Source organism: Sinomonas gamaensis (assembly GCF_005876955.1).
GTDB classification, from domain to species: Bacteria; Actinomycetota; Actinomycetes; order Actinomycetales; family Micrococcaceae; genus Sinomonas; species Sinomonas gamaensis.
In genome coordinates this window covers 122,705-143,429 of record NZ_SSCL01000010.1, presented here as the reverse complement: position 1 = coordinate 143,429, position 20,725 = coordinate 122,705, and the positions used below count along the sequence as shown (strand labels likewise).

The 20,725-nt window shown below is 67.5% G+C and carries 19 protein-coding genes; 10 read left to right on the top strand and 9 right to left on the bottom strand.

Annotated features, from left to right (window positions below; translation table 11 throughout):
- Positions 1-29 precede the first annotated feature (29 nt).
- Positions 30-1,364: an MFS transporter gene (locus tag E5679_RS14240; protein ID WP_138416967.1), complete on the bottom strand. Its 1,335-nt coding sequence runs from the start codon at positions 1,362-1,364 to the stop codon at positions 30-32.
- A gap of 189 nt (positions 1,365-1,553) precedes the next feature.
- Here E5679_RS14240 and E5679_RS14235 point away from each other — a divergent pair, with 189 nt between their 5' ends.
- Positions 1,554-2,450, top strand: a complete 897-nt coding sequence (locus E5679_RS14235) for a LysR substrate-binding domain-containing protein (protein WP_138416965.1) — start codon at positions 1,554-1,556, stop codon at positions 2,448-2,450.
- A gap of 246 nt (positions 2,451-2,696) precedes the next feature.
- Here the strand turns inward: E5679_RS14235 and E5679_RS14230 are convergent, their stop codons facing one another.
- The 4 genes from E5679_RS14230 to E5679_RS14215 form a co-directional block, all read right to left on the bottom strand.
- Positions 2,697-3,293, bottom strand: a complete 597-nt coding sequence (locus E5679_RS14230) for a dihydrofolate reductase family protein (RefSeq protein ID WP_138416963.1) — start codon at positions 3,291-3,293, stop codon at positions 2,697-2,699.
- A 114-nt stretch (positions 3,294-3,407) separates the two neighbouring features.
- Positions 3,408-4,223 (bottom strand): ATP-binding cassette domain-containing protein, encoded by an 816-nt coding sequence (locus E5679_RS14225; protein ID WP_138416960.1) that lies wholly within the window; start codon positions 4,221-4,223, stop codon positions 3,408-3,410.
- Positions 4,220-5,275 carry an ABC transporter permease gene (locus E5679_RS14220; protein WP_138416958.1) on the bottom strand — a complete coding sequence of 352 codons (1,056 nt, stop codon included), beginning with the start codon at positions 5,273-5,275 and terminating at the stop codon, positions 4,220-4,222. Before E5679_RS14220 ends, E5679_RS14225 begins: the two co-directional genes overlap by 4 nt.
- A gap of 75 nt (positions 5,276-5,350) precedes the next feature.
- Entirely contained in the window at positions 5,351-6,463 is a 1,113-nt protein-coding gene (locus tag E5679_RS14215) for a substrate-binding domain-containing protein (RefSeq protein ID WP_138416956.1), read from the bottom strand.
- A 108-nt stretch (positions 6,464-6,571) separates the two neighbouring features.
- Between E5679_RS14215 and E5679_RS14210 the strand changes: the two genes are divergently transcribed.
- The 3 genes from E5679_RS14210 (at position 6,572) to E5679_RS14200 (ending at position 9,506) form a co-directional block, all read left to right on the top strand.
- Positions 6,572-7,627 (top strand): LacI family DNA-binding transcriptional regulator, encoded by a 1,056-nt coding sequence (locus E5679_RS14210; RefSeq protein ID WP_138416954.1) that lies wholly within the window; start codon positions 6,572-6,574, stop codon positions 7,625-7,627.
- Between the two features lie 149 nt (positions 7,628-7,776).
- On the top strand, positions 7,777-8,196 hold the full coding sequence (locus E5679_RS14205) for a YciI family protein (protein WP_138416953.1): 420 nt from the start codon (positions 7,777-7,779) through the stop codon (positions 8,194-8,196).
- A complete protein-coding gene (locus E5679_RS14200) occupies positions 8,169-9,506 on the top strand; it encodes an RNA polymerase sigma factor (RefSeq protein ID WP_138416952.1) in 1,338 nt (445 codons plus the stop codon). The genes E5679_RS14205 and E5679_RS14200 overlap by 28 nt, the downstream gene beginning before the upstream one ends.
- A 39-nt stretch (positions 9,507-9,545) precedes the next feature.
- Here E5679_RS14200 and E5679_RS14195 read toward each other — a convergent pair whose 3' ends face one another.
- Positions 9,546-10,634: an Lrp/AsnC family transcriptional regulator gene (locus tag E5679_RS14195; RefSeq protein WP_171042393.1), complete on the bottom strand. Its 1,089-nt coding sequence runs from the start codon at positions 10,632-10,634 to the stop codon at positions 9,546-9,548.
- 209 nt (positions 10,635-10,843) lie between these two features.
- Between E5679_RS14195 and E5679_RS14190 the strand changes: the two genes are divergently transcribed.
- The 5 genes from E5679_RS14190 to E5679_RS21065 are packed head-to-tail and all read left to right on the top strand — an operon-like array spanning position 10,844 to position 16,062.
- Entirely contained in the window at positions 10,844-11,764 is a 921-nt protein-coding gene (locus tag E5679_RS14190) for a polysaccharide deacetylase family protein (protein ID WP_249336146.1), read from the top strand.
- The gene (locus E5679_RS14185) at positions 11,761-13,089 is read left to right on the top strand and encodes an MFS transporter (RefSeq protein ID WP_138416950.1); all 1,329 of its coding nucleotides are present in this window, start codon (positions 11,761-11,763) and stop codon (positions 13,087-13,089) included. Before E5679_RS14190 ends, E5679_RS14185 begins: the two co-directional genes overlap by 4 nt.
- A complete protein-coding gene (locus E5679_RS14180; RefSeq protein WP_138416949.1) occupies positions 13,086-13,877 on the top strand; it encodes an SDR family NAD(P)-dependent oxidoreductase in 792 nt (263 codons plus the stop codon). Before E5679_RS14185 ends, E5679_RS14180 begins: the two co-directional genes overlap by 4 nt.
- Positions 13,874-14,902 (top strand): ketopantoate reductase family protein, encoded by a 1,029-nt coding sequence (locus E5679_RS21070; protein WP_212746959.1) that lies wholly within the window; start codon positions 13,874-13,876, stop codon positions 14,900-14,902. Before E5679_RS14180 ends, E5679_RS21070 begins: the two co-directional genes overlap by 4 nt.
- Positions 14,899-16,062, top strand: coding sequence for a M20 family metallopeptidase (locus E5679_RS21065; protein WP_212746958.1), 1,164 nt, complete (start codon positions 14,899-14,901; stop codon positions 16,060-16,062). Before E5679_RS21070 ends, E5679_RS21065 begins: the two co-directional genes overlap by 4 nt.
- A 110-nt stretch (positions 16,063-16,172) precedes the next feature.
- Here E5679_RS21065 and E5679_RS14170 read toward each other — a convergent pair whose 3' ends face one another.
- Both E5679_RS14170 and E5679_RS14165 read right to left on the bottom strand, forming a co-directional pair.
- Positions 16,173-16,475: a DUF4193 family protein gene (locus tag E5679_RS14170; protein WP_138416948.1), complete on the bottom strand. Its 303-nt coding sequence runs from the start codon at positions 16,473-16,475 to the stop codon at positions 16,173-16,175.
- Positions 16,476-16,658: 183 nt separating this feature from the next.
- Entirely contained in the window at positions 16,659-18,068 is a 1,410-nt protein-coding gene (locus E5679_RS14165) for an MFS transporter (protein ID WP_138416947.1), read from the bottom strand.
- Between the two features lie 122 nt (positions 18,069-18,190).
- On the opposite strand from E5679_RS14165, the gene E5679_RS14160 reads away from it, so the two are divergent.
- On the top strand, positions 18,191-18,757 hold the full coding sequence (locus tag E5679_RS14160) for a TetR/AcrR family transcriptional regulator (protein WP_138416946.1): 567 nt from the start codon (positions 18,191-18,193) through the stop codon (positions 18,755-18,757).
- Between the two features lie 430 nt (positions 18,758-19,187).
- On the opposite strand, the gene E5679_RS14155 is transcribed toward E5679_RS14160, so the two are convergent.
- The gene (locus tag E5679_RS14155; protein ID WP_138416945.1) at positions 19,188-20,720 is read right to left on the bottom strand and encodes an amino acid permease; all 1,533 of its coding nucleotides are present in this window, start codon (positions 20,718-20,720) and stop codon (positions 19,188-19,190) included.
- Positions 20,721-20,725 lie beyond the last annotated feature (5 nt).

Genomic DNA, 20,725 nt, shown 5'->3' with positions numbered 1-20,725 from the left:
GACTCGTCACTTCCTGTGGCCGCTTCCGGCTAGCTGTTGGCGGCGAACGAGCCGCCCGGCAATGAACCCCCGCTGTCCTTGCCTGCCAGGGCCTCCGGAGTCGGAGGCAGGGAGTTTGAGATGCCCGTCCTGCGCGCAATGACCGCTGGAATGCGGAATCCGATGATCACGGTCACGACGAGCGTCCAGAACAGGGTCAGGATGGCAATGGCCGGACCGAGGCCGACCGCGTCACCGATGAGGGCGCCCCAGATGGGCGAGAGGCCACCGGCGATCGCTCCCAGGTTGTATGTCACGCCCAGCCCCGCGGCACGGACCTCCACCCCGAAGTGCTCGGTGATGTACTGGGGCAGAAGGCCAGTGATTCCCAGATTGGTGAACTGCAGGGCGAACAGCAGCACTCCCAAGACGAACTCCGAGCCCAATCCCGCGGTGGAGAAGGTCAAGGCGATGAAAACCAGGGATACGAGCAATGTGGCCGTGAAGGCCCAGCGGATGCCGATCCAATCCGCTAGGAACCCCGAGAACCAGTAGCCGAGTAGGGCGCCGAAACTGGCGATGAACATCAGGGACCCCACTGCTGCCGGGGCGTATCCGATGGTCTTGAGGTATGTAGGCAGCAGCGACAGCACCGGCCAGTTCATACCGAAATTGGCGAACATCATGACGAACATGATGAGGGTCATCGGCAACCAGCGGCGGCTGAACAATTTGAAGAATGAGACTTTCGGCAGGTCTGCCGAAGCGTTCTCAAGGGCTTGGGTGAATTCGGGCGTTTCGGACATAGCGCGGCGGACATAAACCGCAAGGAAGGCCGGGAGGATCCCCACGAAGAACAATGCGCGCCAGCCGAAGCTCATGACAATGGGCGCATAGACGGCGGAGGCCAGAAGCCCGCCGATGGCCCATCCCGAGACCAGGAAGCCACTGGCCTTGTTCCGCATCCTCACCGGCCAGGTCTCCAGCAGCAACGTGGTTCCGGCGCTGTATTCTCCACCCATCCCGAAGCCGACGAGCAGCCGGAATACCATCAGCGACCAGTAGTCCCAGGAGATGCCGCAAAGGAAAGTGCCAACCGAGTAGGTGAGGATGCCGATGATCATCGCCTTCTTCCGGCCCAGCCTGTCGGCGATGCTGCCCAAGGTAGCGCCCCCCAGCCAACGAGTGGCGAAGGCGGCAAGCACCAGGGTGCCGGTGGCAGCAAGGCTCACATGGAATGTGTTGGCGATGTCTGTCAGTACGTACGTGATAAGGATGAAATCGAAGCCGTCCAAGGCCCAACCCAGCCAAGAGCCGAGCATTGCCTTCCAGTGGCTGCGGTCCAGCCCGATCCACCAGTGAGTTCTTCCTGCGGCGGTAGACATATACGCCTCACCTCTTCATTGAGGGACCCCGGAGCAGACTTGCTTCGGGGCATCATTTCCGATTGCCGAGGCAATCCATTTCGACGGTCTGGGCCGATCGTGATTTTGTCCCGGCGTGTCCCTTCAGGATAGGAACGGGGGTGCAACTCATTCCAATGCAAAATCTGCTGGATACGATACGCTCCGCGTATGGCCGAATTGGAGATGTGGCGCCTCCGGTCCTTCGTCGTGGTCGCCGCCGAGTTGCACTTCGGCCGTGCGGCCGAACGCCTGAATATGACACAGCCCACCCTTAGCCGCCAGATCCAAGCACTGGAGTCCCAGCTCGGCGTGCCCCTGCTCATCCGCGGCCCTCATGGCGTGGCGCTAACCGATGCCGGCAGGGAACTCAGGGACGAAGGCGAGCGGCTTCTGGAACAAAGCCTCCGCGTGGTGGAGCGCGCCCGTCGCGCCGGACGCGGAGACATGGGTCAGGTATCGATCGGTTTCGTCGGCTCGGCGCTGGACCTCGTCGTCGAGCTGTTAACCGGCATGCGCACCCAGCATCCGGACGTCGCCTTCGTCCTCGCGGAGCGGCCCTTCCGGGACCCGATGTCCGGGCTGCTCTCAGGCGAAGACGACCTCGTGTTCGCCCGGGACGTGATAGCAGACCACGAGTGGGACCTCGTGCGGCTCAGCCAAGACCAATCTTGTCTCGTCGTCCCCGTGGGCCATCCTCTGGCAGGGGAGCAGGAAGTAGACCGAAACCAGATTGAAGCGCTGAGCGATCAAGTGTTCCTCTCAACCAGCCGATGGATGAATCTGCTGGGGTTCCAGCCTAGGAAGTTAGACGAGATCGCAAGTCCCTCGGCCACGCTCCGCCTCATCGAAGCAGGCCTTGGCGTGTCGGTGATGCCAGCCGGCTTCAAATCGCAAGCCGGCGCCGGTGTGCGATTCATACCCGTCTCCGAGCTGACCAGCACCCTGCAACTGGCACTTCCACGCCGCCGCGCCACATCCGCAACCGCGGCCCTGCTGGAATTGCTGACGGAACTCATCCCCCGAGTCAAACTCGACCTGTCCAAGACGGCTGCGTTGCACCACTGATGATGGAGGGCCGCATCGGCGAGCAGGCCTTGATGGTCGATGACTAGCAGGCGCCGCCTTGCTCGGGGCCCGAGACGGAAGCCCCGCCGCAGGCCGTCGACCCCACCAAGTCGAGTGCTGGCGCTCAGCCCTCCCACCAGAGCCCGGACGGTGCCCTCTCGGCCGACGGACCGCTGACCACCGCCAAGGCCGACCTGTCCTTCGCCAGACGGCGGCGTAGGCGCTTCTGCCGCGGTTCCTCTCCCCTCAGGCGTACTCGGGGCGACCGCCCACGCGGTACGTGAGGGCCACGATGCCCGTACTGAACACGCGGTAGTCGATCAGGCCAAGTGCGAAGTCGAGGCCCTGCCCGGGGAACAGGCGTTCGCCTTCGCCGACGATCACTGGGAACTGGACCAGATTCAGCTCGTCCACTAGCTCGTTCTCGAGCAGCCACCGCGCGAGCGCTGTGCTTCCCACCACCAGAAGCTCACCGCCGGGCTGCGCCTTGAGCTCGCGCACCCGAGCCGCGACTTCCCCGGGGATGACCGTGGTCTGCTCCCAGCCCGGATCGGTGACGGTCGTTGAGACCAGGTATTTCGGCTTCGAGCTGATCGCCTCACCGAAGCCGCCGTCGTCGCTCCGGGAACCCCAGTATTTCTCGAACAGGGTGTACGTCTTCCGACCGAGCAGGAATGCGTCCGGCCGCTGCCAGGTACGGAGAATGTACTGCACGGCCTCGCCGTCGTTGAGCGGGAGCGCCCAGCCGCCGCGGGTGAATCCCGGGTCCATCTCCTCGTTGTTGCCCCCGTTTGCCTGGGCGACGCCGTCCAGAGTGACCTGAAGGCTAACGGTGAGTTTCATGAATTGTTCCCCTCTCCCAAGACAGTGAAGCCTACCGCTCTCCCGTAGCCGCTCTCCGCCGGCAAGAGAGACGAGGGCCGACCTGGCTGCGTCAGGCCGACCCGCGTCTCTTGCTCAGCCCTTCATCGCCCCGGTCATGATGGCGACCGCGTCCGTCATGGAATGGGTCTGCGGAGTGATGGTGGCCGCGCGCCTGCCGAGGCGCTGGACGTGGATCCGGTCCGCGACGTCGAACACGTGGGGCATGTTGTGGCTGACGAGGATCACGGGGATGCCCCTCTCCCGCAGCCGCAGGATCAACTCGAGCACCTGGTTGGATTCCCGCACGCCGAGCGCGGCAGTGGGCTCGTCGAGGACGACGACCTTCGAGCCGAATGCGGCCGCGCGCGCGACGGCGACCGCCTGACGCTGCCCGCCCGAGAGGTTTTCGATGGGCACAGTGACGTCCTGCAGTGTGGAGATCCCGAGTTCCCGGAGCTCGGCCTTCGCGCGATCCCGCATGGTCTTGGTGTCGACCATACGGAAGAGGCTGCCGAGGAGGCCTGGGCGGCGGAGTTCGCGGCCGAGGTACATGTTCGCTGCGACGTCGAGCGCGGGGGACACCGCGAGAGACTGGTAGACCGTCTCGATGCCGGCGTCGCGGGCGTCTTGAGGCCTGCGGAAGTGGACCGGCTGGCCGTCGAGGCGGAGTTCTCCCTCGTCGGGGACCTCTGCTCCGGTGAGGCACTTGATGAGGGTCGTCTTTCCTGCGCCGTTGTCGCCGATGATCGCGAGGACCTCGCCCGGGTAGAGGTCCAGGCTGACGCCGTCGAGGCCCACGACGTGGCCGAAGGTTTTCACGAGGCCGCGCGCGGACAGGACCGGCACTCGCTCGTCGTTGGAGGCGCCGTCGCGGAGGCTGATCTGGGAGAGGTTCTGGGCGTGGCTCATTTGCGGACCTTCCTGATCCACTGGTCGATGGCGACGGCCCCGATGACGAGGACGCCGACGGCGAGTGTCTGATAGAGGACGTCGAGGCCGACGAGCGCGAGCCCGTTGCGGAACACGCCGACGATGAGCGCGCCGAGGAGGGTGCCCCAGATGGTTCCGCGACCGCCGAACAGGCTGGTTCCACCGATGACGACGGCGGTGATGGCGTTGAGGTTCGCGTCCGTGGCGGCGTTGGGGCTGGAGCCGAAGTCGCGGCCGATCTGGGTCCAGGCGCCGAGCACCACGATGGCGCCTGCGAGCGCGTAGACGCTCAACAGCACCCGGCTGACCCTGATCCCGCTCAGGCGCGCCGCTTCCTTGTCATCTCCGACGGCGTAGACGTGGCGCCCCCACGCGGTGCGTCCGAGCGCGTAGGCGACCCCGAGGTAGAGCAGCGCCATGAGGACGACACCGAAGCTGATGTCGACGCCAGCGAGCCTGAAGGTACCGCCGGTCCACGTGATCAGGTCGGGCAGGGACGCTCCCTGCACCGTTGCACCGTTGGAGACGAGCAGCAGCAGTGCGGTGAAGATGCTCAGCGTTCCGAGGGTGACGATGAACGGCGGCAGTGCAAGCCGGGTGACCAGAACGCCATTCAGGATGCCGGCGAGCAGGCCCGTCGCCAGCCCGGCGAGCAGGGCGATGGGAGCGGGGAGATGGAGGCCGGCCACAGCGTTGCCCACCACGACCGAGCTGAGCACCATCGCGGCGCCGACTGATAGGTCGATCCCCGCGGTGAGGATCACGAGGGTCTCGGCGACGCCGAGGATTCCGATGACCGCGACCTGCTGGGTGATCAGCGAAAGGTTGGAGGGGGCGAGGAAGTGTGGGTTCAGCGCGCCGAAGACCAGGATCGCGACCACGAGCACGACGCCGGGGCTGATTGCGGGATAGCGGTGGAGAACCCCGCGGATCCGTGCAATCGGCTTCCGCCGGTCGATGAATGCGTGGGCGGGATCGTGCGCCGAGGGCGCGGGCTCAGTGGGTGTCGGTGCCGGGGCACGGGTTGCCATGATGTCTCCTTGGGATCGCATCGATCGGGCAGGGCCGGGGCGCGGCGAAAAGCACCCCGGCTGCAGCGGATCGGATTACTTCGTGCCCCAGCACATGCTCGTGGCGGAATCGGTCGTGATGCTGTCAATTCCGCTGGCGGCCTTGTCGGTCACCAGCTTCGAGCCGGTGTTGTAGAAATCGAGGCCGCTGCTGACTTCGGGCTTGGCGCCGCCGCGGGCGATCTTGGCAATGGCCTCCATGCCCAGCTCGGCCATCTTCGACGGGTACTGCTGGGCGGTCGCGCCGATGATCCCCTGCTTGACGTACCCGACGCCGGCGCAGCCGCCGTCGACGCTGACGATGGTGACGTCCTTGTCCTTCCCGGCCGCCTTCAGCGCCTGGTAGGCGCCGTAGGCCGCGGGCTCGTTGATCGTGTAGACGACGTTGATATTCGGGTTCTTCGACAGCAGCGTCTCCATCGCGCTGCGCCCGCCGTCCTCCGCGCCCTGGGTTGCCTGATGGCCGACGATCTCGTAGTCCCCGCCCTGGCCGCCGGTGTACTTGCCGGACGAGGCCTCGCCGCCGTTCTTGGACTTGTCGCCGAAGTCGATGCCCATGCCATTGAGGAAGCCGTGGTCCCGGTTCACGTCGACCGAGACGATCTGGTCGTTGAACAGGTCGAGCATGCCGATGACGGCCTTCTTGCCTCCGAGTTGGGCGGCGGTCCATTTGCCGATCGACTGCCCGGCGGCGTAGTTGTCGGTGGCGAAGGTGATGTCGACGGTGTTGGCAGGGTCGGGAGGCGTGTCCAGCGCGATCACGTAGAGGCCAGCCTTGCGTGCCTTGGCGATCTCGTTGTTCACCGAGGGGCCGTTGGGGGTGATCAGGATTCCCTTGTCGCCGCGGGAGATCGCGTTCTCGATCGCCTGGATCTGCGAGTCGGTATCACCGTCCTTCTTCCCGGCGGCGAGGGTGAGCTTCACGTTCGCCTTCTGGGCGTCAGCCTTGGCGGCATCCTCCATCGCGACGAAGAAGGGGTTCGTGGTGGTCTTCACGATCAGGCTGACGCCGACCGTCTCGTCCGCGGCGGCGGTCGAGCCAGAGCCGGCTCCGGCCGCTGAAGCGCAGGCGCTCATGCCAAAAGCGGCGACGACGGCGACGGCCGCGGCGGCGAGGGCGCGGGACCGGGGGGCGGGAAGTTGCGTCATTGCGTGTCCTCTCGAAGGGGGCGAAACCGATGACAACGATGTCATCGGTTATTTGTAGACTGTTCTGCGAGTGTTGGCAAGATCACATCTGCCGTCGGAAGGGCTGAGATGACATCGTTATCGTCCATGCCGGTCGAACCGGAGGCCCGGCGCGCGACGATCCGCGATGTCGCCCGTCTGGCTGGGGTGGGAACCAAGACCGTATCGCGTGTGGTCAACGGCGAGCCCAACGTGGCCGAGGCGACGGCCGAGCGCGTACGGGAGGCAATGGCGCAGCTGCGCTGGGAGCCCGACATGCGGGCCAGAAACCTTCGTAGGGCCGACGGTCGGACGCACACAGTCGGCCTGCTGGTCGGTTCCGTGACCAACCCGTTCGCCGCCGAGGTGAACCGGGCCATCGAAGACGTTGCCGCGCTCCACGGTGCCGCAGTGTTCACCACGAGCCTGGACGAGGAGCCGGACCGGGAACTCGCCGCCGTCGCCGCGCTCGCCCGGCGCCGGGTCGACGGCATCGCACTCATGCCGATCGCCCGGAGCCAGGCCTACCTGCGCCCGGAACTCGACCGCGGGCTCGCCGTAGTCTGCGTGGACAGGGAGCCGAGTGGGATCGCCCTCGACGCCGTTCGGTCGGACAGCCGCGCCGCTTCCTTGATGGCGGTCCGGCACCTGATCCGCCGAGGACACCGGCGGATCGCGCTCCTCCTCGACCGGGAGGACCTCTGGACCGCCCAGCAGCGACGCCTCGGCTTCCTCGACGCCATCCGCGCGCTCGGCGCGGACGGCGCCGACTGCCCCATCCTCCCCGGGCTACGGGACGCCGAGTCGTCCAGCATGGCGGTGGCCCGCCTGATGAAATCAGCGCGTCCGCCCACGGCCCTCTTCTGTGGGAAGAACCTGATCACCTTCGGAGCGGTGCGCGCGCTCCAGCGCCTCGGACTGCAGCACGAGGTGGCCCTCGTCGGCTTCGACGATTTCGAGTTCGCCGACCTCCTCGACCCCGGAGTGACAGTCATCGCCCAGCGCCCGAGCCAGATCGGCCGCCTCGCCGCCGACCGGCTGTTCGCGCGCATCGAGCGGCCCGGCAAGCTCGCCCCGGAGGTGATAGATGTGCCGACGGACCTGATCGAGCGCGGGTCCGGCGAGATTCCGCCGCCCTCAGAATGAGGAAGGGGACCGCGCTGGGGCGTCGGCTCTCGCGCTGTGGTACGCGCCGTCGTCGTTCACCTGTGGTGGCGTGTCGATTTCGGGCCAGCCCATTCGACCTCAGAATGGCAGGGTCGGGAAACGGCCCCCTGAACAGAGGAGATGGAGCAATGGCGAAGTACATGCTGATCATGCGCGGCACCGACGAGTCGATGGCGGCGATGATGGCGACGCCGTTCGAGGAGATGCTCGAGACCGTGGGGCGCTTCAACGAGGAACTCATCCGCGCGGGCGTGCTCGTCGCGGCCGAGGGCCTCGACGACCCGGGACAGGGCGTCGTCGTCGATTTCAGCGGCGAGACGCCGGTGGTCACCGACGGACCGTATGGGGAGACCAAGGAGCTCTTCGGCGGCTTCTACCTGATCGAGGTGGCCTCGAAGGAGGAGGCCGTCGAGTGGGCAAAGCGGATGCCGGCCACCCCCGGGAGCAAATGCGAGATCCGCCGGGTCCCGGGTATCGAAGAATTCCCGCAGGAGAACGAATGGATCATCAAGGAGCGGGCGTGGCGCGAACGGACCGGCCAGCTCTGAGCCGCCCGAGCCCGAACGGCCCGCCCAGCACCAGCGGGGCGCGGCGGGCCGTCGAGGCCGTCTGGCGGATCGAGTCCGCTCGGATCGTGGGCGCCCTGACCCGCTACACCGGCAGCTTCGACCTCGCCGAGGACGTCGCACAGGAGGCCCTCGCCGAGGCGATCGTGGCCTGGTCGAGGGAGGGCGAGCCCGCGAACCCGGTCGGCTGGCTGCTCGCGACCGCCCGGCGTCGCGCCATCGATGCGTTCCGCCGCCGGACGGCGCTGAAGGAGCGGTACGCGCAGCTGGGCGGGCAACTCGGCGAGGGCCAGTCCAGCAGCGGTGCGATCTCACCGCCCGAGAGCCCGGACACCCCGTGGGACCCCGACCGCATCGACGACGACGTCCTGTCCCTGATCTTCATCGCCTGCCACCCGGTCCTCTCTCCCGAGGCGAGGGTGGCTCTCACCCTACGGGTCGTCGGGGGCCTCTCCAGCGAGGAGATCGCGCGCGCCTTCCTCGTCCCCATGCCGACCGTCCAGGCTCGGATCACCCGCGCCAAGAAGACGATCGCCGCGGCCAAGGTGCCGTTCGAGGTCCCTGCCCCCGAGGACCGACGCGAGCGGCTGGGCGGCGTGCTCAGCGTGCTCTACCTGATCTTCACCGAGGGCTCCTCCGCCACCGCCGGGACCAGCCTGCTGCGCGTCGACCTCGCCCAGGAGGCGATTCGCCTCGCCCGGACGCTCGCAGCGGTGCTCCCCAGCGAACCCGAGGTCCACGGGCTCTTGGCGCTGTTCGAGCTCACCTCCGCCCGCTTCCCCGCCCGGACCGGGCCCGACGGCGAGGCAGTGCTGCTCGAGGACCAGGACCGGCGCCTCTGGGACAGATCCGCGATCCGACGAGGCCTGGCCGCGCTTGAGCGGGCGGCCGCCGGCTCCCGCGGTCTCGGACCCTACGGGCTCCAGGCGGCAATCGCGGCCTGCCACGCCAGCGCACCCTCAGTGGCGCAGACGGACTGGGAGCGCATCGTGCTCCTGTATGAGGCGCTCGCCCGCGTGGCTCCCTCCCCGGTCGTCGAGCTCAACCGAGCCGTCGCCGTCGCCATGGCCGAGGGCCCGCAGGCCGCCCTCGCCATCGTCGAAACGCTCGCGGCCGACGGGCGCCTGTCCGACTCCCACCTGCTTCCCAGCGTGCGCGGGGAACTGCTCGCCCGCCTCGGTCGCACCGTCGAGGCAAGGGCCGAATTCGAGACTGCGGCCCGCCTCTGCCGCAACCTGCGCGAGCAAACCCTGCTGGAGCGCAAGGCCGCAGCGCTCCAGCCACCCCACTAGGGCACGCACGACGGCGGCAATCACCGGCGGTGAGGGCCTCTACTGGTACTCGCGCTCCGGTTCGGATGTCCTGGGCCTTCGCCGGAGGATGCCCGGGACCTGCTCGCCGATGCGGTACCCATCGCGATCCATCCAGTAGCGGCGCAGCACGTTCATGCCGATGCAGATGTCCATGGAGTGGACTCCGCGGAGGGCGCCGAGGTCTTCCGTGATGAAGTCGGCGAGTTGCGCGGGCCCGGTGAATGCCCCGTTGTGGGTCACCGAGGCGCTGCCGGCGACCATGGAGACCATCCGGGCGGAGGGGTGCCGGCTAAGGTCTGCCAAGACCTCGGGGATGGCCGAGGGGTCGACCTGCAGTGAGATGTTCGCGTTCAGCGGGAAACCGACGGCGGCGGGCTCGACTTCGACTCGGGGTGAGATGGCGCCTGAGCCCAGAACGACCTGCATGCTGCGGTAGGCGGTAGAACTGCTCACGGAGAGCTTGCGGGCTAGGTCGGCAGCCGTGATGCGGGAGTTGTTGCCGAGCTCCTGCAGAGTGCGGAAGTCGATGTCGCTCAGGTCCTCTATCCGTGAGAAGGCAGGGAGGACCACCTGGTCTCGGCAGCTTTCCAGCTCCTGCCTCTGCTGCTCGTTCAAGCGGTTCAGGCGCCAGGACTGGCCCACTCGCGGGCTCTTGAGCACCAGCTGGCTCCGCGCCGAGGCAATGCCCGGGATGGAGGGAATCCTACGGCTGAGCAGGTCGTTCGCGTCGGAACCGAGCAGCGGGTAGAGGTCGGCATAGATGTCAGCGCTGCCAGAGGTAACCATCACGAACTGGATCTCGGGGAACTGCTTGAGGCTCTCGGCTACCTCGTAGGAGCGTCCTGGCTGGCAGCAGATCCATATCTGGATGGGGTTCCCTGAGGTCACGAGAGGCCATGCAAACCGCCCGATCACTTTGACGAGGCGCTCCTGCTGCAGCCGCTTGAGCTTCCGCGTCACCGTCGTCGTGGGCTGCTCGAGGATTTCGGCCAGTTTTGCGGCTGGCACCCGCGGCGCGATCTGCAGGGCGGCCACGATGTCCAAGCTGACCGGGTCGTCGATCACCGGCGAAGCTTCCTCGCGGGCGGGAGTCGGGTCAGCGCTCATGAGGGAACAGTAGCACCGGAGCGCCCTCAATGTCGCTGGTCGATGAATCCAGTGAGCGTGGTTCCCAAGAATGAATTTGCCAAAGAAGGGGTTGAAAATGACCGAATCCTTCCCGTATGGCGTGAGAGGGAGATCACACCCCTTCGCACCCATCCGAGGTGACCGTTACATCCCGCCCCGGACCTAACTACTTCAAAGAGAGGCGAAACGTGAGCAGCGAACCCCCGTGGAGCTGGCCCGAGACGACGTGGCGCGGCCACGTGGAGCGCGTGCGCGCCGGCCGGCCGCTGATGGACGCGGATCCGGCCCGGAGGTGGCGGGACGGGGCGAAGGCGGCCGTGCTGCTCTCCTTCGACTCCGACCACGAGACCCCGTCCCTGCGGGACGGGGAGACCAGTCCGGGGAAGATGGCGGCCGGCGAGTACGGCATCAGGGTGGCCGTGCCGAGAATCCTGGAGCTGCTGGACCGGTACGAGGCGAAGGCCTCGTTCTTCATTCCCGCTGTGTGCGCCCTGCTGCGCCCGCACGAGGTTCCGGGCTACGCCGAGGCGGGCCACGAGGTCGCGGTCCACGGCTGGATCCACGAGCGGAACACCCAGCTGAGCCACGAGCAGGAGCTGGACCTGCTCGGCCGTTCGCTGGAGGTGCTCCACAAGCAGTCCGGGGTGCGCCCCGTCGGCATCCGCACGCCGTCGTGGGACTTCTCCGACTCGACACTGGACGTTGTGCGGGAGCTCGGGTTCCTGTACGACTCCTCGCTGATGGCCGACGACGAACCCTACGAGCTGCTGGCACAAGGCCAGCCGACCGGCGTCGTGGAGATCCCTGTCGAGTGGATCCGCGATGACGCGCCATACCTGATGATGGACCGCTTCGCCTCGCTGCGGCCCTACACGCCTCCGCGGCAGCTGCTGCAGATCTGGAAGGACGAGTTCGACGCCGCCTACGCCGCCGGAGGCGTCTTCCAGCTGACCATGCACCCGCACATCATCGGCCACCGGTCACGCCTGGTGGTCCTCCAAGAGCTCCTGGCCTACATCCGCGGGTTCGACGACGTGTGGGTCACCACCCACGCAGAACTGGCAGATCGCGTCTCCGCCCACCTCACCCCAAGGGACACCCACTCATGAGCGAACTGAGCGTGAACGAGCCCGTCGTTCACCAGACGAAACTCTCGGCCCGCGGCCGCAAGGCGATCATTGCCGGCTCCATCGGCAACACCGTCGAATGGGTCGACTGGTCCGTCTACACCACCTTCTCCTCCGTCTTCGCGCACCACTTCTTCCCCGCAGGGAACGAGATCGCCTCGCTGCTGGGCGCCCTGGCGATCTTCGCCGTCGGCTTCGTGATGCGCCCGGTCGGGGCCGCAGTGCTCGGCGCCTACGCGGACAAGCACGGACGCAAGAAGGGCCTGGTGCTGACCATCGGGATGATGGCCGGGGCGTCCTTGGTCATCGGCCTGATCCCCGACTTCGGCACCATCGGCGTCCTCGCCCCTGCCGTCCTTTTCCTGGCCCGGCTCGCCCAGGGCTTCTCCGCCGGCGGCGAGTTCGGCTCCTCCTCGGCGTTCCTCATCGAGTCCGCCGCCCCGCGGCGCAGGGCGTTCGCCGGCTCATGGCAGCAGGTCTCGGTCGGGGCTGGCATCCTCATTGCCTCCGGCCTCGGCGCCCTCATCACCTCCACCCTGCCCAAGGATGCCGTCGACGCCTGGGGCTGGCGCGCCGCCTTCATCATCTGCGCCCTGCTCGGCGTGGTCGGGCTCTGGCTCAGGTCCTCGGTCGAGGAGACCGACTCCTTCGCCAAAGCCAAGGCCGCCGCACAGGAGACGGCCGCCCAGAGCACCCGGCGGCCTCGGGGGGCGGTGTTCACGATGTTCGTCAAGCATCCCGGCGCCACCCTGCGCGTCTTCGGCGTGACCATCGCGGGCACACTCCTGTACTACATGTGGGCCTCCTACATGCCCACCTATGCCGCCGTCTCCACCCACATCCCGCTCAGCCAGGCCCTCACCGCGAACTTCATCGGAGTCCTCATCTTCCTGATCCTGCTGCCGTTCGCAGGGCTGCTCTCGGACAAGATCGGCCGCAAGGCCACCATGACAGCCTTCGCCGGCGGCTTCCTGGTCTTCGCCTGGCCCGCCTTCCACTTCCTCAACGGGTCCTTCCTGACCCTGCTGGTCATCCAGGTCATCGGCATGATCTTCCTGCTGGGATACTCCGCGAACTGCGCGGTCATCATGGCCGAGCAGTTCCCGGCCGCGATCCGGGCCACCGGCATCGGCCTGCCGTACGCCCTGGCGGTGGCACTCTTCGGCGGCACCGCGCCCTACATCACCACCTGGCTCACCTCAAGCGGCCTGGGCGGCTGGGTCTGGCTCTACTGCGCCATCGCGGCGGCCATCGGCGTCGTCGTCTACCTGACCATGCCCGAGACCAAGGGAAAGGAACTGGATTGAGCCGCCATGTACTGATCACCGGCGCCGGCAGCGGCATCGGCCGCCAGACAGCCCTCGCCTTTGCCCAACAGGGCGCGGCTCTCTCCCTCATCGACCTCAGGGCCGACGCGACGGCCAAGGTGGCGCACGAGGCCCAGGCCCTCGGAGCCGCCGCCGCCCACGTCCACGGACTGGACCTCCGCGACGCGGACGCACCGGCCGCCATGGTGCGCCAGGCTTGGGCGACTGCCCCGGTCGACGTCCTCGTCAACGCCGCCGGGGTGTACCCCGCGACACCGTTCCTCGACCTGGACGCCTCGATCTGGGACGCGGTGCAGAACCTGAACGTCCGCGCCCCCCTGCTCAGCACCGTCACCCTAGCGCAGCTGGCGTCGGCCGCAGGCCGCAGGCCGGTCGTGGTGAACATCTCGTCGGGCGCGGCCCTGCGCGCCCGCCCGGGAGCCGCCCCCTACGCTACCTCCAAAGCCGCGCTTGAGATGGCCACCCGCGCCTCGGCCCTCGAACTCGGCCCTCTGGGCATCAGGGTCAACGCCGTCGCCCCCGGCTTCGTCACCGTCGACAGCGAGGCAAACCCCGTCACCGAGGAATACGCCGCCGCCGTCTCCGCCAACCCCCTCGGACGCCGCGGCCGCCCCGACGATATCGCCAACGCCGTGCTCTGGCTCTGCAGCGACGCCGCCGAATGGATCACGGGCGAAGTGCTCCGCGTCGACGGCGGAGCCTCGACCGGAGCCATGAACCTGCCCCTGCACTGGGCCCCCGTCACCAAGAAGGAAGCACACGCATGACCGCCACTGACCTCCCCTACACCGTCGTCGGCGCCGGCGCCATCGGCGGCACCCTCGCCGTCCACCTCGACGCCCAAGGCGTCCCCGTCCAGCTGGTCGACGCCGACCCCGCCCATGTGGAGGCCATCCGGAACAAGGGGCTGCGCCTGCAGACCCCGCAGGGAACGCTCACCGCTCACCTGCCCGTCTTCGGACTCGACGATGCCCCCGCCCAGCTCGGACGCGTCCTGCTCGCCGTCAAGGCGCAGGCCACGGACAAGGCCGCGGCCTGGATCGCCCCCCGCCTCGCGCCCGACGGGTACGTCGTCTCCATGCAGAACGGGCTCAATGAGGCCGCCATCTCCGCCCATGTGGGAGCCGAGCGCACCATCAGCGCCTTCGTGGACCTCTTCGCAGACGTCATGGAACCGGGCCTGGTCAAGGACGGCGGAGCCGGCGGCATGGCGCTGGGCGAATACACCGGCGGTGTCAGCGCCCGCGTGCACCAGCTCGCTGCGGACCTGCAGCACTGGGGGTCCGCGGTCGTGACCCCGAATGTCGACGGGTTCCTCTGGTCCAAGCTCGGCTTCGGGGCCATGCTCTCCGCGACCGCCCTGGCCGACGCGGACATGGCCGACCTGATCGATCGCCACCGCCCCTCCATGGAAGGACTGGCAGCAGAGGTCTTCGACGTCGCAGACGCCGAAGGAATCGCTTTGGAGGGATTCGACGCCTTCGAACCCGCCGTCTACCGACGCGAAGCCGACCCTGCCGCGCGGGAGGCCGCCACCGACAGGCTGGTGGCATGGCTGGGCACCCAGTCGAAGACCCGCTCCGGGATCTGGCGCGACATCGCCGTCCGCAAGCGTGCCACCGAAGTCCCCTGCCACTACGAGCCCGTCATCGCCAAGGCCCAGGAACACGGCATTCCCGTGCCCCTCCTGACGCAGATGGTCGACATGATCAAGGCACTGGAGGCGGGGCAGACCGACATGGGCGAACAGCACCTTGACGCCTTGGACGCGACCGTAGGAGTCCGCTCATGATGGACGGCACCAGCCCCGCCGCCCTCCAAGACTGGATCAACGGCCACAGCGACGAGATGGTCCAGGACCTCTCGGACTACATCGGCCAGGAAACGCCGTCAGATGATAAGAACCTGCTGATCAAGGGGCTTGACTGGGCCGAACGATGGCTGGGCCTCAGGCTCGGCGCCCCCTCCGCCCGCAGGCTCGCCGACGGCGGAGAGCACGGCGACACCGTCGTCCTCGACTACCCCTCCCCCACTCGTCCCACCGCACCTTGGGTCACGGCACTGTGCCACTACGACACCGTATGGCAGGCCGGGACGCTCGCAGAGTGGCCGGTCTCCATCGACGGCGACGCCCTGACCGGGCCCGGCGCCTTCGACATGAAAGCAGGCCTCGTCCAGCTGGTCTGGGCCCTGAAGGCTTGCGATGCCCTGAACGCGCCCCGCCCCCACGTGCGCCTCGTGCTCAACGGCGACGAGGAGCTCGGCAGCCCCTCCTCCAGACCAGTCATCGAGGAAGAGTCTGTTCGCGGGACCTCCGTGCTCGTCTTCGAAGCCAGTGCCGACGGCGCCCTCAAGACCGCACGCAAGGGCGTGGGCATCTTCCGGGTCGAGGCACACGGCGAAGCCGTCCACGCCGGCCTGGACCCACAAGCAGGAGCGAGCGCCATCGACGAGATCTCCCGCGTCGTCCTGAAGCTGCACGCTGCCTCCGACCTCGCCGCCGGAACCAGCATCAACGTCGGAGTCCTCAACGGCGGCACCCGCACCAACGTCAAGGCCGGGCATGCCACAGCCCATATCGACGTGCGGGTCAGCTCCGAGACGGAGGCCCAACGCGTCGACCGCCTCTTCGCCTCCCTGCGCGCAGAGAACCCGTTGGCATCCATCACCGTCAGCGGGGGCTGGAACCGGCCCGTCATGCAGCGCACCGAGAAGACGGCAGCGATGTTTGCTCAGGCTGCCGAAGTCGCCTCCGCCCTCGACCTGGACCTCAAAGAGGCCTCCGTCGGAGGAGCCAGCGACGGCAATTTCGCCGCCGCGCTCGGCCTGCCCGTTCTCGACGGCCTCGGAGCAGTCGGAGCCGGAGCTCACGCCAGAAACGAATGGATCAGCATCAGCGGCATGCTCCAGCGAGCCGCCCTCGCCGCAGGCCTCCTCACACGCCTCGCCTAGCAGCGTCGGCCCGAATTCCTTCGAGCGCACCGGGTGGGCTGCGTATGACGGCCACAGCAACCGTCCAATAGCAGTCCCTCGACTGAAATCGCGGGTTCGGCGGGCGGCGTTCAGGCCTCGCAGTCGCGGCAGTAGACGCCCGTGGCGTCCATTCGGGCGATCTGGGAGCGGTGCCGGACTAGGAAACAGGACTGGCACACGAATTCATCCTCGCCTTGGGGAACGAGGTGGACAGTGAGCTCCCCGTCGACGAACTCGCCGCCCGGGATCTCGGCATCCTCCTGGTACTCCTCGCTGTCGAGGTCGCGCACCACGCTTCGGGGGTCGGGAGCGTTGGCTGACTTGACCGCCGCGAGCGAGTCCTGCTGGGATTCCCTAACCTCGGGGCGGAGGTCGTCATAGTCGGCGGCCACGGTGTTTCTTCCTTCCTGCCGGCTGTTGTGCAGCAAGCAACCGTACACCATGTCTCGCCCGGCTCGGGCGAGGGCTCCCCCCACTCCCGGTACCAAGTCGGACTCGACGACCGAGCGCTTGCATAGCGCAGCCGCCTCGATGAGCTCATTCATCGGAGCGGCTGCGCTTTTTGCGGGTCCCTTCTAGGCAGATTTCCGGTTCCTCAGGGCCAGTGCGGCGACGGCAGCAAGCGCGAGGAATGAGAGGAACGTCGCCGACCAGAACCCGGCTCGCCCCCCGATCACGAAGTCGCCCGGGACGGCGAACGCCGCGTACGTCGAGGCGACGATGGCCAGCCCGACCGCCCCGCCTAGCTGCTGCATGGTCTGGAAGAGCCCCGAGGCCGATCCCGCGTGCTCGGGTTCGACGTCGCGGAGCGCGAGCGTCGTGAGCGGCATGAACGTCAGGCCGGCGGAGATTCCGGTGCAGACGAGGGCGAGGGCCACGACGGCGAAGGGAGTGCCTGAATTCAGCTGCGTGAGCGGCAGGAAGGCGACCACTCGGAGGGCTGCGCCGAGGATGACCAGGCGAACCGCCCCGACGCGCTCGACGAGCCGGGGAATGATCCGTGACATCCCGAAGATGCTCAAGGGCATCGGCAGGAAGGCCAGCCCCGTCACCAAGGGCGAGAAGCGCAGGTCATCCTCGAGGTACTGGACCATGAGGAAGAACATCGCGAGCATCCCGCCGTAGGTGGCAGCCATCGCGGCCAGCGCGCCTACCCTGCTCGGGCTGCGGAGCAACTGCGGGCTCAGCAGGGGGTGCGCCACTCGACGTTCGGTGACGGCAAGCAGGGCGAAGAGTGCGACGCCCACTGCGAAGCCGCCGACGGTGCGGGTGCTGAGCCAGCCATAGTCAGGGGCCTGGATGAGCGCCCAGACGATGGCCACTGCGCCGCCTGTAGCGGAGGATGCTCCGAGAACATCGAAGCGTCCGGGGCGGCGAGGGGTCTCGTCGACGAGGCGGGGCACTGCGAGCAGGACGACGACGCCGATGGGCACGTTGATGAACAGGGTCCACCGCCAGTTGGCGGTGTCCGTGAGCACGCCCCCGAGGATGAGCCCGAGGGCACCACCCATCGAGGCGATAGCCGAGAACAGCGCGAGCGCTCGATTCCGCGCGCCTTCGCCCTGCGCCGTCGTCGTGATGAGGGCCAGCACGCTCGGTGCGGCGAAGGCTGCGCCGAGACCCTGCAGGGCGCGGGCGCCGACCAGCAGGCCGGGCGAGGTGGCCAGGCCGCCGAGGAGCGAGAACAGTGTGAAGGCTCCGATCCCCACGAGGAAGGTGCGGCGCCGTCCGAGGACATCGCCGACTCGGCCTCCTAGCAGCAGGAGGCCGCCGAAGGCCAGGGCGTAGCCGTTGAGGACCCAGCTGAGCTCGGCCCGGGTGAAGTTGAGATCGGTTGCGATGTGGGGAAGCGCGACGTTCACGACTGTCGCGTCGAGGACGAGCATGAGTTGGGCCAGCATGACGAGCCAGAGGCCAGCGCTCGTGGCGCGGCGGCTCGATGATGCGATCCCGGCCGACTCGCGGGTGGCGGTGGTGGAAGGCATGTGGGTGTCCTGTTCTAGCCGGAGGGAGGCTGACGTACACTAAGAGGAGAGATACTCCGGTTATGACTATACGGAGACAGTCTCCGCTTTTGCAAGGGCCTTTTGGGAGGAAGTGGTTTTCAGTGCGTGCTGACGCTCGCCGCAACCGCGATCGGATCGTGGAGGTTGCGCGGGCGCTCTTCCGTGCCAAGGGCTTCGACGCCGTATCGATGGACGAGGTCGCGAAAGGCGCCGAAGTCGGTGCCGGGACGCTCTACCGCCATTTCGCGACGAAGGACGAGCTGTACGACGCGGTCCTCGAAGCCTGGGCGGAAAGGGTCAATGCCGCCGTCGACAGGGCGCTCGCGCTGGAGGGGTCCGCACGGGAGCGGCTACTCAGCTGGCTGACTGACTACGCGGCGATGCTGACCGAGCACAAGGGTGCGGCCGCGCGGATCACTGCCGCGCTCGGCGACCCAGACTCTCCCTTCGCGACGAAGTGCCAGACGTATCTCGCCGCCAATCAGCGCATCGTCGAGGCCCTCGGGGCTGCGCTGCGTCCCGATGTCGAGGCGATGCAGCTCTCGCGGCTCGTGGGCGGTGTTGCTGCGGTGGCCGACAACAGCGAGCTTCCCGCCGACGCCGTGAAGCCGATGCTCGGGATCATCGCCGACGGGCTGCTTGCCACGGAGGTTGAGGCTACGCGATAGGGACCGACCCCAAGGGCGTCGGCGTCGGAAGCGCTGCTGAAGAAGTCGACTTGGGCGATAACGTAATCACCGAAATCGTGGCAACAGGCACCCGGCAACAATCTGAGAGCGAGTGAAAGGCAGAGGGGGCCAGCGTCCTGGTCAACGATTCCGAGCCGTCCACCCAGGAGCACGCTGCCGACAGGATCCCGGTCTGCGTCACCGCCAGCCATGACAGCGCCCGCATCGCCCGCCAGCGCGTCCTCCAGACCCAGCAGGAAGGCGCGGGCCATGGCCATGCTCATGGGTTTCGGCCTCTCCCAGACAGGACGAACTGGCTCACTAACGCACGACGGACAGCTCCCCGGATCCAAGCCCACACGTGGTGTGAGCGTGGAAGTCGGGGAGCCGTCCGTCGTCGTTGGGTCGTCCGCTGTGACCCGGCGATCCTTTACTTGCGGCGTGCCGCCGGCCTGTTGGCGACGACGGGCGCGGCTCCGGTGTAGCCCTCCCGAGCCGCCGCGATCTCGTGAATCCGCTCGCGGCAGGCGTACCAGCCGATGACCATGAGCACGCATGCCACGGCGGTTGCCAGGAGGGTCCAGGGCGAGTCGATCAGGATCATGGCGAGCACGATCGCGAGGAATACCAATGTGGCGTAGCCGGTGTAGGGGGCACCGATCATGCGGAACTTCGGCCGCTCGGTCCAGCCCTTCTTGGCCCACCGCTGGAGCTGGATCTGGCACAGGATGATCGCGGCCCAGGTGCTGATGATGCCGACGGAGGCGACGTTGAGCACGATCTCGAAGGCGTCGGAGGGGACGAGGTAGTTCAGCGGGACGCCCAGGAGGGAGACCGCGGCTGTGATGGCGATGCCGCCGTAAGGAACGCCGGCCTTGTTCATGCGGAGGGCGAACTTGGGGGCGGAGCCAGCGGCTGCCATGGACCGGAGGATGCGGCCGGTCGAGTAGAGGCCGGCGTTGAGCGAGGAGAGGGAGGCGGTGAGGACCACGAGGTTCATGATCACGTCCACGCCGCCCACGCCGATGTGGCCGAAGAACGTCACGAACGGGCTGACGCCCTTCTGGTAGTCCGTGTACGGCAGGAGGAGGCTGAGCAGGATCACGGAGCCCACGTAGAACACCGCGATCCGCACGACGACCGAGTTGATGGCCTTGGGCATGATCTTCTCGGGGTTCTGCGTCTCGCCCGCGGCGGTGCCGACGAGCTCGACCGAGGCGTAGGCGAAGACGACGCCCTGCATGAGCACGATCATGGGCATGATGCCCATCGGGAAGATGCCGCCGTGGTCGGAGATGAGGCTGAAGCCGACCTGGCCGCCGGTAGGGGTGCCGAAGATGACGAAGTAGATGCCGAGGACCAGGAAGGTCACGAGGGCCGCGACCTTGATGAGGGCGAACCAGAATTCCATCTCGCCGAAGACCTTCACCGAGACGAGGTTGAGCGAGAGCACGAGCACGAGGGCGATGAGCGCCCACGCCCACTGGGGCACCGCCGCGATCCAGGGCACGTACTTGCCGAAGAAGTTCATGTAGAGCGCTGCGGCCGTCGTGTCGACGATCGTAGTCATGGCCCAGTTGATCCAGTAGAACCAGCCGGAGACGAACGCCGCCTTCTCGCCGAAGAACTCGCGGGCGTAGGAGACGAAGGAGCCCGACGACGGACGGTGGAGCACGAGTTCGCCGAGCGCCCGCAGGATCAGGAACACGAATGCGCCGCAGATCGCGTACGAGAGCACCAGCGATGGGCCGGCTGCGGCGAGGCGGCCACCGGCGCCGAGGAAAAGGCCGGTGCCGATCGCGCCGCCGATGGCGATCATCTGGATCTGCCGGGCCTTGAGGCCCTTGTGGTAGCCGGCATCCTCCGCGTGGATCACATGGTCCGTGGAGTGGGCGTGGCCGTGGTCCTCAAGGTGGTCCGGGATCGTGGAGTTGCCCTGCGGGCGGGAATCAGGCGAGGACATCTGTG